Source organism: Vibrio penaeicida (assembly GCF_002933855.1).
Taxonomy (GTDB): Bacteria; Pseudomonadota; Gammaproteobacteria; order Enterobacterales; family Vibrionaceae; genus Vibrio; species Vibrio penaeicida_A.
Genome location: NZ_BFAQ01000013.1, coordinates 1 through 14,776, shown reverse-complemented (window position 1 = coordinate 14,776; position 14,776 = coordinate 1). Strand labels below are relative to the sequence as shown.

General features: G+C 45.4%; 15 protein-coding genes. 2 read left to right on the top strand and 13 right to left on the bottom strand.

The features are described 5' to 3' along the window. Positions 1–20 precede the first annotated feature (20 nt). Entirely contained in the window at positions 21–1,409 is a 1,389-nt protein-coding gene (gene dbpA, locus VPNCDNU1_RS06735; RefSeq protein WP_104399667.1) for an ATP-dependent RNA helicase DbpA, read from the top strand. 36 nt (positions 1,410–1,445) lie between these two features. On the opposite strand, the gene VPNCDNU1_RS06730 is transcribed toward dbpA, so the two are convergent. Next, positions 1,446–2,501, bottom strand: coding sequence for a sensor domain-containing diguanylate cyclase (locus VPNCDNU1_RS06730; RefSeq protein WP_104399666.1), 1,056 nt, complete (start codon positions 2,499–2,501; stop codon positions 1,446–1,448). A 170-nt stretch (positions 2,502–2,671) separates the two neighbouring features. On the opposite strand from VPNCDNU1_RS06730, the gene VPNCDNU1_RS06725 reads away from it, so the two are divergent. Then, positions 2,672–3,247 (top strand): nucleoside triphosphate pyrophosphohydrolase family protein, encoded by a 576-nt coding sequence (locus VPNCDNU1_RS06725; protein WP_104399856.1) that lies wholly within the window; start codon positions 2,672–2,674, stop codon positions 3,245–3,247. A 91-nt stretch (positions 3,248–3,338) separates the two neighbouring features. On the opposite strand, the gene VPNCDNU1_RS06720 is transcribed toward VPNCDNU1_RS06725, so the two are convergent. From VPNCDNU1_RS06720 to VPNCDNU1_RS06665, 12 genes are all read right to left on the bottom strand, one after another. Continuing rightward, a complete protein-coding gene (locus VPNCDNU1_RS06720; RefSeq protein ID WP_237324100.1) occupies positions 3,339–4,187 on the bottom strand; it encodes a fumarylacetoacetate hydrolase family protein in 849 nt (282 codons plus the stop codon). Between the two features lie 8 nt (positions 4,188–4,195). Then, positions 4,196–5,341, bottom strand: a complete 1,146-nt coding sequence (locus VPNCDNU1_RS06715) for a mandelate racemase/muconate lactonizing enzyme family protein (protein ID WP_104399665.1) — start codon at positions 5,339–5,341, stop codon at positions 4,196–4,198. A gap of 11 nt (positions 5,342–5,352) precedes the next feature. Continuing rightward, the gene (locus VPNCDNU1_RS06710) at positions 5,353–6,330 is read right to left on the bottom strand and encodes a C-terminal binding protein (RefSeq protein ID WP_104399664.1); all 978 of its coding nucleotides are present in this window, start codon (positions 6,328–6,330) and stop codon (positions 5,353–5,355) included. Next, a complete protein-coding gene (locus VPNCDNU1_RS06705) occupies positions 6,327–7,103 on the bottom strand; it encodes an SDR family oxidoreductase (RefSeq protein WP_104399663.1) in 777 nt (258 codons plus the stop codon). The genes VPNCDNU1_RS06710 and VPNCDNU1_RS06705 overlap by 4 nt, the downstream gene beginning before the upstream one ends. Positions 7,104–7,114: 11 nt before the next feature. Then, positions 7,115–7,435 carry an L-rhamnose mutarotase gene (locus tag VPNCDNU1_RS06700; RefSeq protein ID WP_237324099.1) on the bottom strand — a complete coding sequence of 107 codons (321 nt, stop codon included), beginning with the start codon at positions 7,433–7,435 and terminating at the stop codon, positions 7,115–7,117. A 74-nt stretch (positions 7,436–7,509) separates the two neighbouring features. Continuing rightward, positions 7,510–8,289, bottom strand: a complete 780-nt coding sequence (locus tag VPNCDNU1_RS06695; protein ID WP_104399661.1) for an acetoacetate decarboxylase — start codon at positions 8,287–8,289, stop codon at positions 7,510–7,512. Continuing rightward, positions 8,282–9,106: a sugar phosphate isomerase/epimerase family protein gene (locus VPNCDNU1_RS06690; protein ID WP_104399660.1), complete on the bottom strand. Its 825-nt coding sequence runs from the start codon at positions 9,104–9,106 to the stop codon at positions 8,282–8,284. The genes VPNCDNU1_RS06695 and VPNCDNU1_RS06690 overlap by 8 nt, the downstream gene beginning before the upstream one ends. Position 9,107: 1 nt before the next feature. Continuing rightward, positions 9,108–10,175, bottom strand: a complete 1,068-nt coding sequence (locus VPNCDNU1_RS06685) for a Gfo/Idh/MocA family protein (RefSeq protein ID WP_104399659.1) — start codon at positions 10,173–10,175, stop codon at positions 9,108–9,110. A 20-nt stretch (positions 10,176–10,195) separates the two neighbouring features. Continuing rightward, the gene (locus VPNCDNU1_RS06680) at positions 10,196–10,906 is read right to left on the bottom strand and encodes a FadR/GntR family transcriptional regulator (protein ID WP_167404742.1); all 711 of its coding nucleotides are present in this window, start codon (positions 10,904–10,906) and stop codon (positions 10,196–10,198) included. A gap of 17 nt (positions 10,907–10,923) precedes the next feature. Further along, positions 10,924–11,925, bottom strand: a complete 1,002-nt coding sequence (locus VPNCDNU1_RS06675; protein WP_104399657.1) for an ABC transporter permease — start codon at positions 11,923–11,925, stop codon at positions 10,924–10,926. Between the two features lie 12 nt (positions 11,926–11,937). Next, positions 11,938–13,452: a sugar ABC transporter ATP-binding protein gene (locus VPNCDNU1_RS06670; RefSeq protein WP_104399656.1), complete on the bottom strand. Its 1,515-nt coding sequence runs from the start codon at positions 13,450–13,452 to the stop codon at positions 11,938–11,940. A gap of 20 nt (positions 13,453–13,472) precedes the next feature. Next, positions 13,473–14,645 (bottom strand): sugar ABC transporter substrate-binding protein, encoded by a 1,173-nt coding sequence (locus VPNCDNU1_RS06665; RefSeq protein ID WP_104399655.1) that lies wholly within the window; start codon positions 14,643–14,645, stop codon positions 13,473–13,475. Positions 14,646–14,776: the final 131 nt, after the last annotated feature.

Here is a 14,776-nt window from a genome sequence, read left to right as displayed (position 1 = left end):
CCCTGTTTTAGGATATTCACTTGTCTCAATCATCATTTTCATCCATTGGTCTCAAGCCTGAACTTCTCACTAACCTCGATTCCATGGGTTATACAGAAATGACACCAATTCAGGCGAAAAGCCTACCTCAAGTCCTTTTAGGAAAAGACGTTGTTGGTCAAGGTAAAACCGGTTCAGGTAAAACAGCTACGTTTGGTTTAGGGTTACTGCAAAACCTAGATGTCAAAAAATTCAGAGTGCAATCTTTGGTCCTTTGCCCTACTCGCGAACTGGCTGATCAAGTCGCGAAAGAGATTCGCAAATTGGCACGTGCTATTCATAACATCAAAGTACTGACCCTGTGTGGCGGTACGCCAATGGGCCCACAGATTGGTTCGCTAGAGCATGGCGCGCATATTTTGGTTGGTACTCCCGGTCGAATCCTAGACCATTTGGAGAGAGGTCGCATCAATCTCGACCATCTAAATACCTTGGTATTAGATGAAGCTGACCGTATGTTGGATATGGGTTTCCAAGATGCGCTGGATGCGATCATTGACCAAACACCTGAAAACAGACAAACCCTGTTGTTCAGTGCCACTTTCCCTGAGTCTATTGAAGTTATTTCTAAACGAATTCTTCGCAGCCCAACCATTGTTAAAGTAGAGTCGACTCACGACACCGTAAGCATTAGGCAGCATTTTTACTCGGTAGACAGCTTTGAAGACAGGCTGGAAGCGACACGCTTGCTGCTTATGAGTGAGCAACCCGAATCGACTGTGATTTTCTGTAACACTAAACGAGATGTAGATGAAGTCGCAGATGAACTTCGTTACCGTGGATTTAGTGTAATTGCGTTACACGGCGATATGGAACAAAGACAGCGAGACCAAGCGCTGGTTCAGTTTGGGAACAAGAGTGTTTCTATACTTGTTGCAACAGACGTCGCCGCTAGAGGATTAGATGTCGACAACCTAGACGCGGTGATCAACTTCCATTTGGCTCGCGATCCAGAAGTGCATGTTCACCGAATTGGTCGAACAGGTCGAGCAGGTGCGAAAGGCTGCGCGCATTCTTTTATTAGCGAAAAAGAATCGTATAAAATTGCGCAAATCGAAGAGTATTTTGATTTTGAGATTTCGCCTAAAGCGCTACCAAGCAGTGATGTACTTGATGCCCCTACTTTTTACGCCAAAATGGTTACACTGCAAATTGATGGCGGGAAAAAGCAAAAAGTAAGACCGGGCGATATCTTAGGTGCACTCACTGGCGATAAAGGCATTTCTAGTGATCATGTAGGTAAAATCAACGTATTTCCGATGAGCGCTTATGTTGCTGTGAATACACTGAGCGCAAAAAAAGCATTTAAGAAACTCGAAAGTGGAAAGCTAAAAGGTAAGCAATTCCGAGTGCGGTATGTCAAAAACTGACTTGGTAAGACCGAATTTTTCCTGCATCGATGATACTTAATCAACATCGAAAGAGTTAAATACGACCCTATTTCTCCCATTTTCTTTGGCTTCATATAACGCTGTATCAGCGGAATAAATAAAGTCATCCAACAGAGATTTAGGGTCTTCTATATACGATGTGTTGAATTTAAAGTGACAGACACCAATCGACACCGTAACAGGTTCGTCATCTACCATAGTTTGAGAAACACCAGACATAATTCGATCGCATATCTTTGCTATGTCAGACCGATTGGTTCTCGGTAACCAAATAACAAACTCCTCTCCGCCAAATCTAGCAATGAGATCGACATCTCTTATTGCGTCTGCGATGCCCGCCGCTGTTTCGGCAAGAATTTTATCGCCGAACAGGTGACCATGGTTATCATTCACCTTCTTGAAATGGTCAATATCGATTAACGCCACTGCTCCTTCAGCTCTGTCGTAGGTAAGCCTACCAATCGAGCGAGGTATCACACTCAGCATAGAGTGGCGGTTAGGCAGCTTGGTTAAAGGATCAAACAATGCCAGCTTCTCAAGTTTGCAGTTTAATTCTTTCAGTTCTTGCTCTTGCTTGTTGCGAACAAGTTCCACAGAAATCCAAGACGCCATCAACTGAAGCGCATCAATGTCTGCCTGATTGAATTGACGTTCATGAGGTTTAGGGCTTGAGAAATTGAGTGTGCCAAACAGTTTATTTCCTAAATGTACTGGTATACCAATATAGGATTCGAGAGCAAAGGCTTCATAGGCAGGGTGAACAGAAAACTCATCGTGCTTTCCGACGTGCTCTATCGCTACAGGCTTATTAGAAAAGCACGTTACTTCACAATATGTGTTCAGAAACGGAAAGGAATCGTTAGGGCTTAGTTCGACATTGTCTGGACAGCAAACGTTAACAATGGTGTAATTTTCACCCCGAATTCTGGACAAAATGCCGATATCCAATTGAAAGCGTTCACAACCTAATTGGAGTAACTCTTGGATTTGGACATCTATCCCTTTCGAAAAACTATTCGTAATTTGGTAAAGACGACGTATAACCTTTTCACTTGAGCTCTGGTCATTCATATTTCTGCCTTAGATTCCCTCTCACAGCCTGCAGTAACATTTTTATTTTTAAGGAACTATTTTCTCTGACCTAGCAGATTAAGTTTAGCTATAAAGCTCACGAATTAAAGCAAATGAAGAAAATTAGTTTTTCTGGTAACATTTCGAAAAATTCAAACGAGAAGCATAAAATGCAACTGACAAAGCTGACTCAAGACCTATACGATCACCTATATCAAGACATTACTGAATTCCGCTCTACTTTTGACTTACCTGTCGCGCAGCCAGATTCACTGGATGAAAAAGCCGACCAGCTTCATTCTTCTTTAGCCATTGAAGAGCTCACAGAGCTCGCAGAAGCCGACTGCAAGACTGAACAAGCCGATGCTATTGTAGATACGGTATACGTCCTTATGGGTCGTTTAGTGCACCTTGGGCACAGTAAAATGGAAGACAACATTGCAATCAGTTACCTGATTGACCTGCTTCTTCACGTTGCTGCAAACCGCGAGATTGATTTTGTGCCATGTTGGGATGAAGTGCATTCCAGCAATATGAGCAAAGTGTGCCGCAACGAAAATGAATACAACGAAACCGAAGCGCATTACGCAAAACAAGGCGTGAAGCTTGTAGCGGTCACTAAAGGCGAATACATCATTGCTAAGTGTGCAGAAGATGTAACACTTGAAGGCAAAACCATTCGCCAAGGAAAGGTTCTTAAGTCGGTTTACTACCGCCCTGCTGATCTGGCAAAACTAACGGCTTAAGCCGACGTTTACTAGTGGCAAGCCCGAGTTTCAATACTCGGGCTTTTTGTTTGGACGATTTTGAATTGCATTACTCTAAACGGCGAGCATTTTATACCGCCTTTTGTGTAGACGTACCCAGCTGATCAATACCCAGAGTGACAACGTCACCCTTATTTAGGTATCTTGGAGGGTTAAACCCTAGCCCCACGCCGAAAGGTGTCCCGGTAGAAATAACATCTCCCGGTAACAGGGTCATATAGTGGCTGATATGGCTTATCTGCTCTGCCACGGTAAAAATCATATCGGACGTGTTGCTGTCTTGATATGTTTCGCCATTTACTTTTAGCCATAACCTTAAAGACTGAGGGTCGCCAACTTCATCCGGCGTAACCAAGTAAGGGCCTAATGGAGCAAAAGTATCGCAACTCTTTCCTTTTACCCATTGCCCGCCTCTTTCGAGTTGAAATTCACGTTCAGAATAATCATTGTGAAGAACATAACCCGCTACGTATTCAAGAGCAGATTCGACGGAAACAGAACGTACTTCTTTCCCAATGACAACGCCCAACTCCACTTCCCAATCAGTTTTACTGCTGCCTTCGGGGATTTTAACCGAATCGTTTGGTCCACAAATCGCAGTGGTGGCTTTGAAAAATAAAACGGGCTCTTCAGGAACATCCATCCCCGACTCTATAGCGTGAGCACGGTAGTTTAACCCCACACAGACAATTTTTGATGGTCTTCCGATCGGGCAGCCATATCGTTCACTTTTAGCAAACTCAGGAAGAGAAGCCTCGTTATCAACCAACCAACGTTTGAAGCGTTCAATACCACCAGAGCCAAAAAACGCCTCATCAAAATCTTCCCCAAAGTTACTTGCGTCTAATCTTCGACCATCGTCTGTCTCAATTCCTTGTTTTTCAAATCCGAGACTTCCTACTCTAATTAGTTTCACCATGCCCTCACTTAGTCTTTAAATGTCATGTGTTGAACGCAGTACTTCTCCACTGTTTTGTGCTGAACGTCGATACCCAAACCGGGTCGATCTGAAGCCGATACCCAACCCGCTTGCTGCACGACGGGCTCTGCAACTAAATCAAACTGAGCTGGACCCGGAATCGGTTTCAGCTCAAATACAATGGAATTGTTACTAGCGTGAGAACAGTGCAAGCTGGCAGCCGTAGTGATGGCTGTACTCCAAGCATGGGCGTTAATAAATCGCTGTTTCGCGGAAATATGGTACTGAATCTTCATGTACCCAGTGATGCCTTCCACACGCCCCGGATCAACACCAAACACGTCCACAGTGTCGGTTTCTAACAAGGCTTGATAACCTTCAACGTTCCATTCTCGCTCGCCGCTAGCAATGGAAACGCCGACTTTAGATCTCAATTCTTTGTATCCTAAAGTGTCGGTCGGATATAAAGGTTCTTCCATCCATCGAATGTTTGATTCCATCATTCTTTGCGTAGTTCTCACGGCGGTGGGGATATCCCATTTCACGCCATTTCCAGCGTCTACCATAATGTCTGGTTTATCTCCTAGCGCAGCGCGTAAATCGGCCACAAACTTAACATCAATATCCGGCGATACTTTTCCTATAGGTGAAGGTCCATTTTTGGCAAATCCTAATTTACACGATTGATAGCCTTGATCATGGATGTAGCTCGCAAGCGCATCAATGGTTTCTTCAGGCGTTGCATGGTTGACATGAATGCAGGCGTTTGCAGGCAACTTCTCGGTCACTTTCCCACCAAGCAGCTTATACAACGGGCAACCCAAAACTTTACCCTTGATATCCCAAAGCGCGATGTCTATCGCACTCACCGCAAAGTTTGAAATACCACTGCGACCATACCACCAAGTGTGATCGCGCATCTTATGCCAGATACGTTCAATCTCTAGTGGGTTTTCGTCTTTGATGACGTTAAACAACCCCTCAACAATGGGGACTGCTGCTTTGGTCGCTTCCGGGAATTGAGCAATACCTTCGCCCCAACCCTCTACTCCATCCGTCGTGGTTACACGAACAAGCAATGCACACCTCTGTGACGAATAATCGTTAGGCTCTGGGTAAAACAGGACATACGTATCGATTGATGCAATTTTCACTTGGGATCTCCTTAACCTTGCTGGATCTGCCTAATCGGACATCGTAAAGATTGCCCCGTTAAACCACGCACTATTTCTTCGGCCGCGAGTCTTTGTAAGCGTTGCATGGACTGAGTGGAATACCACGCTGAATGCGGTGTTAAGACTAAATTCGGGGCTTTTAAAAGCGGTGATGAAAAACTCATGGGTTCTTTTCCAAATACGTCCAATGCCGCGCCACCAATGGAGCGCGTTTGTAGAGCTTCCGCCAGTGCCGCTTCATCCACCAGCTCTCCTCTGGCAGTATTGACAACAATCGCACCAGATTGCATTTTGGCTAGCGTCTGTTTACTGATGATATTGGTCGTTTGTTCTGTTGCGGGTGCGTGAAGCGTATAGGCATCCGCGGCTACCCAAAAATCATCGGCACACATTAGTTTTGCGCCAAGTACGTGAGCTTCTTGCTCTACCATTAACGGGTCGCAAATAACAAACTGAAACCCAAATGGCGCTAGCCTATCGAGCACCGCCTTGCCTATTCGCCCAAAGCCATAAAAACCAATAGTGGTTTCTTCAAACGGCTTTAGTTCTCCGCCAACCTCGACAGCTCGCCAGTACCCTTCTCTAATTGATTGATCAAAGGCGACGTTTTTACGTAAGCACATCAGTAACAAACTGACAGTATGATCTGCCACTTCATTGGTACAATAATCGGGAACGTAGGCAAGTTTTAAACCGCGCTCATAACCCGAGGCGATATCGATATTGTCGTAGCCAACACCATATCGAACAATGGTTGCACCCACGTTTACGGCGTTAATGGCTTGCTTCCCAAAAGGGGCAAACTGCACCAAGACGGCATCGGCACCTTGAACCACTGAACAGACTTCTTGCTCAGATCGGCATTGATACGCTTCTAGCTCGTAACCCTGTTTAGCCAACACTGCTTTTTCAATGTCGAGGTTGGTAAAGGTGTAATCTGTACACACGACTCGTTTTTTCTCACTCATAACCCCTCATCCTCGTTTTCAAAATCCCCTACCAAAGGAGGGTGCCTAACATCAAGCTCCTGCCCGTTGTATTGATTTTCTTCATCGCGAATAAGACGCGTAATGCCTTTTGCTGCATGAATCGCAGGCATGAGGTTTTCTTTAGGGATATTGGCGTGTGGAATATCATTGATTTTGGCTTCGCGAATTTCATCCTGCATGCGAGAATCGACGCCACCGGGTCTTAAGCTGTATACACGAATACCATAGGCATTCACTTCTTGATGTAGGACTGCAGAGAATATTTTGAGCGCGGCTTTACCACAGTTGTAACCACTCCAACCATCTAAAGGAACTTCAGACGCACCAGAACTGATGTTAATAATGCTCGAATCAGATTGTTTTTTAAGGTGTGGGATAACCGCTTTAACGCAATGAAAGCTGCCGAATATGTGTGTAGATACGCACTGCTTCCAAGCCTCTGGGTCTGCGTCTTCTATCATAGCGAGTGGCTGGATAACCCCAGCGTTGTTCACCAAATCCGTAATTTTTCCAAATTTTTCTACCGTTTGAGCAACCACATTTTGCACTGCGTCGCCATCTTTGACGTCGCAAGTCATGGCCAGGCAGCGTCCGCCATTGTCCAAAATGGCACTTTCGACTTTTCCGAGCTTGGTTGGTTCGTTAGAAATAATGGTGACAGCAGCCCCTTTCTTGGCGAGTAACTTTGCGGTGGCTTCCCCTAACCCTCTGCTTGCTCCAGTAACCAACACGACTCTGTTTGAAAAATTCATTGCACCTCTCCTTATGCCTTAAATGAAAACTGATTGGGTAATAGAAACGGAAAACCCGTTTGAGTATCGACGTCAATTTTCATAATTGGCGTCATGTATTCGCCCCACTTAGCATTGATGTCGCTTGCGCTTAAGTAGTGAATTGTTTGCTGAAGATCGTCTGTTTCGAAGTAGCCAAACAACGTTAGACCATGACGGAATATCTGGTAGTTTGTGATGCCCGACCTCGCGAGCTCTTCACTCATTTCTGGCCAAATTTCGTCGTGTCGTTTTTTGTATTCCTCTTCATATCCGGGTCTGACTTCTAATACCCACGCGTAACTTTTCATCATTCATTCCTTAAATTTAGGGTGCAAAAACCCATCTTCACTCACATGTACAAGTGAAGCCCTTTAACTTATTTAAATTACTGGTTTAGGTAGTCGTGAATGATCTCGCCTTCAACGAGATCAAAATCCCCTTTCCAATAGAACCCTTGGAGCATTTCGACCACAGGTAAACGAAACAACGGGGCTTGTGCATTGGGTCTAAGTTCTACCGTGCATGGCCCCGACCAACACTCTGTCACCTTTACATTGGCTAGCTTTCGCGAGGTGAGCTGCCGAATTGCGGGCTTTCCATCTATATGGTTCACCGCTTTCAGGTTTATGTTGGTAGCAAAATCCATGTACTCTTTCAGCGATTCAAGCGAGTCCTTTTGCTGTTTGTACGCGAGCGTGCCAGTAAAGATATCGATACCATTTCGTGAAATGGTGCCTACCATCAAGTCGCCACGAAACTGAATGTCGGGGGCACCGAGTTTTTTCGGCTGACCATGCACTTCACGTCCATGGCATACGCCAACTTCAGAATTCAAGAAGAGATAGGGAGAATACGCCCCTTGATGATTCGTATCAGGTAATTTGGCACCCACCATCACATTCGACTCTCGGTAATCTCCAATAAAATCCGTATCATTCATACGATAAACGTGCACCATCACCACATCCCCCGTTACCGATAACGGGGGTGGCAACAACTGAGCAATGGCTTCTTCTGTTGTTCGATACGTGAATGTGAGTACTTCGACATTGCGAAATGAGAACGGAAAAGGCGGAATAGTCGGCGCATCCCATGGCGTCGAAAACTGGTCGGCTAAGATATCCGCTTCGCTCAGCGATTCAGAAAATGTCTTTCTATTAACCATGAGTAGCCTCTTTCCAACTGTTAAACACATCTCTTAATTTAATCGTTTCGGAAAGGACGTCTTCGTAAAGTGTTCCCATGTAATCTTGGTGTACGTACTCCAGCGCGAGATAGCCTTGGTAATTCAGTGCGTTAAGTTGGGCAAAGACATCCAAGTAATTAATGGTGCCTTGTTCCAATCGCGTTTGTAGGTAACCCACTTTTGTTTGACGAAGATGGATGTGCGCAGCGTGTTCAAGCAAAGGATCAATTTCTTCTTGGCGATACCCTAAGCACACATAGTGCGCGTGATCCAACACCAGTTTTAACCCTTGGACTTCATCGAGTAATACCATGGTTTGTGCAGGCGATTCGATACAAGAATGAACATGAGGTTCAATCGCAACTTGCACGCCTGTCCCACTCGACATCTCCACCAGCTCATTTAAGTTTTCTGCACTTTGCTTGATGGCATCTTGGCGTGTTTGCCCCAGATTAATGACACCAGGTAATATGAATGCCGTTCCGATGCCAGCAAGCTGACAACATTCCAATACTTTGCGGAAATCTTCTTTATTTTGTTTAAGCGACGATCCCAATGCTAAGTTTCTATTTTCTAGCGAATCACCAAATAGGTGGTACAAGCATGGAACGTTAACAGGCAGTGCGCGGATAGTGTCAGCGCATGTACTAGGGGAAGAAAGGAGCGCGGCTTTATCTACAGCAGAGCGATAAAAATAGCCAATATCTAAACTGCCAATGCCAATGGCATTGCTGATCGCACAGGCTTCTTCAAGGCTACATTGTGGGAGCGACCAAGATGTGAGTGACAAATGCATATCAAACCTCCTCTGTTTTTCCGCTGGAGAATGAGCGATACATGGCATCCAGTACCGCGACAGATTTCATTCCGATAACTCCAGACGCATGTACCTGATCAGATTGCCCTGAACATAAATCGACAAAATGATGTATGGGTTTCATGCCATCGTAATCGGTTGCGCCAGCATCAAGATCCAGCTCTTCATCAAGCCCATCATGGCGAATGAGGGAAACACGTGGGCGTTCAATATCGACACTGAGCACACCTTCGGTTCCAAACATTCGGATATCCAGCATAAAGCCTTTGTGTTTAGGCATGGTCGACGCCCCAGAAAGGCTGACTAGCGCGCCTTCATTTGTAGAAACAATGGCCGCGTCATAATAATCCACACCGACCTTGGATTTAGTTTGTTTGCCGATGACATCTTTCGGTGAAAGACCTGAAATTTCAAACAAAAGACCCAACGCATGGGTTAACTGACCCCAGCCATATCCACCCGCATTATTGGGATCGGACCATGTAGATGTAGGAGGGCGGAATAAATGAGATTCGGTATCGACCATCTCTTCACCATTAAACAAATCCGCAAGAGGAGAAGCCATTTGGCAGACAACATGAGAAACCTTGCCGATTTTCCCGTCATCCACCATAGCTTTAGCGGCGTGTGTAAATTCCGCGAAATTCCAGCCATGTGGCATGGTAATAAAGGTATTGTTGGCTTCTGCAATAGAAACCAGCTCACGGGCTTGGGAAATATCCGCTGTGAGTGGTTTTTCAATGATGCAAGGAATACCCATTTCAAGGCAAGGTTTGGCGCAGGCATAATGCGAGGTATGAGGTGTGCTGATCACAGCGCCATCAATGCTCTCATTCGCCAACATGCTGGCTACGCTTGAATAAGTAGCGTCAATCTGAAACTTATCGGCAACGGTTTCCAGATGTTCACTGCTTGTATCAACAGCGATGATCCGATTCACGGATGAATTTTGCTCCAATGCTGGGAGGTGGTTGAAAGCCGCCCACCACCCCGTGCCGATTACGGCGATCGTTTTTCCGTTTGCGCTCGTTTTTCCTTCCTTGGACATCTTACACTCCTGTTTCCTTTCTATTCGTTTTCGACGGATTCTCGCGTTGAAATACGGACATGTTCCATATGCAGCCTCATTGCCGATTTCGCCATTTCCGTATTACGCAAAGTTAGTGCTTCGACAATCAGTTTGTGGTCTTCAATGCTGCGCTGAATAAGGTGTGGCGTTTCGCTCGCCATTTTCCGGTAACCCATACCGAGCACATTTAAACTTTCTGACATTCTCTGCATAAAAGGATTACTCGATGCATTGGCAATCACTCGATGAAATTCAGTATCCAGCTTTCTAAATAGCGAAGGATCATCCGTCGCGTCATGTTGCTTCTGTATCAATACGTTTAAATGCTCCAAATCCGAATCCTGAATGAGCACACTGGCAGATTCCACAATGCCGCACTCTATAACGACACGAGCATCGTAAAGCTGATCAACACTGAGCTTTTCAAGAGTCATGTAAAACTGGAGCGGGCTAAGTAATTCAAAAGCATCAAGGGAGGAGACATACGCACCTCCACCTTGCTTACTTTGTACAACACCCAATATTGCTAGCCCGCGTAATGCTTCTCGGACACTAGGGCGAGACACCTCCAATGCGTTGGAAATTTCCCGCTCTGTAGGCAACCGCTCCCCAGCAACAAAATGACCCGTTTGAATCTGCTCCAATATGTACTTAGCCACCGCTTCTGATACGGAAGACGCTTCTATAGATTTGTAAGACTCAATATGCATTCCATTCTCTTTTATCATTACGCCAACGCTTTTCTACGAACGGCATCCACACCCACCGCTAACAACAATACGGCACCTCGGGTGATGTCTTGCCAAAAGCTCGATACATTCATGAGCGTTAAGCCATTATTTAGTGTGCCTAACAGTAACACAGCGATCAGGGTTCCCCACACGCTACCTACACCACCTTTAAGACTGGTACCCCCTAATATAATGGCCGCAACAACTGTAAGTAAGCTTTGCCCCGCAGCATCTGGGGCACTTGCTCCAAGCATCGAAGCCAGCACAATTCCAGCCAACGCGCCAGCCAATCCAGATAAGATGTACCAAAGCATCTGAGTACCAACAACGGGCACCCCGGCCAAATAGCTGGCTTCTTGATTGCCACCGCATGCATACACGTAGCGGCCATATCGCGTTTTGGCCAACACAAACCAAATCATCGCGACGACTAGTACCAGTAAAATAAATGGAACCGGCACACTCGCAACCTGCCCATTTCCGATAAACTGAAACGCATCATCCAGCAATGGTTTAGACAACCCCCCAGTCATCACTAACGCCGTTCCAGTAAAAATACTCATGGTACCCAATGTGACAATAAGCGGGTTGAGTTGGAGGCGAGTAGCAAAAAAACCATTCACATACCCACACGCTGCCCCCAGTACTAACCCGACTCCACAACCTAACCAAATATTCCCATAGCTTTCGTAAACTATTGAAACCGTTACGCCAGACAAACCGGCTACAGCCGCAACAGAAAGATCCAGCCCACCCGCTATCATCAGCGGAGTCCCTGCCGCCGCCATGAGCCCGACCACTGCCATATTGGTTCCGATACTCATTAAGTTGTCGTAGCTAAGAAACCATGGAGAAAGCGTTGAAAATGTGACTAAAATGAATGCGTAGAAAAACGCCAGCACGATCAAACTAGCCCACTGCCCTACAAGTAATGAGCGCAACCAAGAATCTCCATTTGAGTGATTTGAGTTGGGCTGACTTTTTTTCATTAATTCCATGTCTTACTCCAATTAATGCAACGCATTGTGGTGCGTAGCAGCGGCGTGCATCAGCTCATGCACGGTTATGTCATTTTGGGTATCGAGCACTACATCTCCGTGTGCTAGAACCATTTTTCTGTCTGCGATGCCTGATATTTCTTCTGCATCGGTTGATGTGACGATGATGGCAACGCCTTCCCGAGATAACTCGCGCAAACAGCGGTATATATCCTTCTTAGCGCCAATATCTACACCTCGCGTTGGCTCTTCCAAAATCAAGACTTTAATGCCCGAAACCAACCAGCGAGCGAGGCATACTTTTTGTTGGTTCCCTCCAGAAAGAAACCGTATTTCCTGCTCAAGATCAGCAAGCTTAATTCCTAAGTTATCCACCCAACGTGTCACGAGTGTCTTTTCCTTTTCTCGGTCGACAATGGACGAGTTTTCCGTGAACTTTTGAATATGGGCTAAGGTCATATTTCGGGAGACAGACATATCGGGGATGATGCCGTCGCGCTTTCTCTCCGCAGAGACGAGACCAATGCCTTCGCTTATCGCGGTTTGCGGATCTTGGGTCTGTATTTTCTTTCCCCTCACCTCAAGATCCATCGTGCCATTCAGCGCTTTTGCATCAAAAATTGCCTGACCAAAATACTCTAACCCCGACCCAATCAACCCAAACAAGCCCACAATTTCCCCCTCTCGCAATTGGAAAGAGAGATCGTTAATGTGCTCAGGAACTCGCATATTGGATAATGAAAAAATCGGTTCACCCCTTGATTCATCAGATTCTGGAAACAATGGTCCAGTCGTGCTGCCTAACATTGCATTTAACACTTCATCTATATTGGTGGCTTCTTTCGCAAAGCTGCCGATCATTTCTCCGTCACGTAATACCGCAATGCGATCAGAAATCTCAAAAACCTCATCAAGATAATGAGAAATAAAAACAATGCTCACGCCTCGATGGCTTAACTCTCGAATTGACTCAAACAAGGCTTCTGACTCATTCTGATTGAGCGATGCGGTGGGTTCATCCAATACGATGACTTTCGCCTCGCCATCCAATGCACGAGCCAACTCTACAATGCGTTTTTGTTGCGTCGTCAGCCCTGACACCAAGCTGTTTGGCGATATGTTGGTGACACCAAGCTGTTCAAGCAATTTGAGCGTCTTTTGGTTCATTACGCCGTAATCGACCATTTTGATAAAACCGGATCGCTCGGGTAAGTCTCCTAAACAGATATTTTCTGCCACCGTCATATCTGGCATTACCGAAATCTCTTGTGGCAATAACTTAATGCCTTGCGCGATGGCGTCTTGCGGTGTTGTAAAGTTAACGGAGGCGCCTTCAATTTCAATGTCACCGGAATCTTTAGTGTAAACACCCGTGAGAATTTTCATTAAAGTCGACTTTCCTGCCCCGTTGGCACCAAGCAGGGAGACGATCTCCCCCCGCTTAAGGTCAAAGTTCACATCGCTAAGAACTCGGACTCCATTAAAGGCTTTGTTTATATTTTTCAAATTAAAGACAACGTCTTTCATCAAACAAACCTCAATAGTACTTAGGGCTGTGCCGGAACGAGGCTTTCAAAGCCTTTAAGATTAGGGTCGCTACGCAATGAATCTAGGTGAGCAGACAGTTGAGTGTTATCAAGCTCTAACTGCATACCTTTGCCATCGCGGCATTTATGCTCGTAGTAAAATTCACAAATATTGTTCTTAGTCACCATGACGTGCTTAACCAAAACAGACTCAGGAATATCGAGCTCTGCCAACGACATAAGAGCAATCGGGACTAAGTAATTGCCATATCGCTCTGGAAAATAACCAACTGAAGCAATAAAGCGTTCTTCACTTGCAAGTGGTTCAAGTTCATCAGCCCCCATGCCTACGAATAAACTCTTGTCTTCGCGTTGAGCTTGTTGAACTGCTCGCAACATTCCCAATGCCGATTGATCGTTAATCGCAATGCCCATTACAACCGCGTCTTTAGGGATCCTGCCCAACACATTTTTCATCTGATTAAACGATTCTTGTAACGTGTTCTTGGTATCAATAGTGATGATGTTGTCTTGCTTGAAATTTGGAAGCTTGGATTTAAAACCAGCAATCTGCCCACCCGTTCGCATGCCAACAACCGCACCAGACTGAGCCAAACCGCCTACAACTAAGTAACCTTGATTGACCTTGTCTTCACCCCATTCTTTAATCGCAGCCTGTGCGAGGAAAGTCCCTCCCATAAACCCAGACTTCGGATTGTTTGCTCCGAAAAATGTCGCCCCTTTCATTGGAATGTCGATTGCGGTTACCCCAATGCTTTTTTGGTTAAAAGGCTTCATAACGGCGGGACCGAAATTAATGTCGGTTTGAAACTCGATGGCGTAATCGACGTTTCTACGTGCAAACGACTGAGCATTTTTTAATGCAGTGGGACCATCTAGGCGATTGTCTGCAATCACTAGTGCGACTCCCGCTTTATTCGCATTTTTCTCCACACCCTGTTCAACCTTCACGCCAAACGCAATGTTTCGTTGAAGGTTGGCAAACCCAAACACATATTGCTTGCCGTTTTTAGGGGGATTTTTTTCTTTCGCGAGAGCGACTAAATCCGCGTACTCACTATCACTCAGCAATTGTCCTTTTAAAAAATCTGTCGATGCATTTGTATTAATACTCGATAACGACAGCGCAACGCCGAACACAAAGCTAGGCGCAAAACTCAATATTCCTTTCATGGTTTTCGTCCTTGATGTTGCCTTAGTAAACAAATTTGCCTTACCAATTACGCTAATAAATTTTCCAATCTCGCGCAACAACTAATTAACAAATAAATCACAAAATCAAAATATAACCTTTAATTACAGCA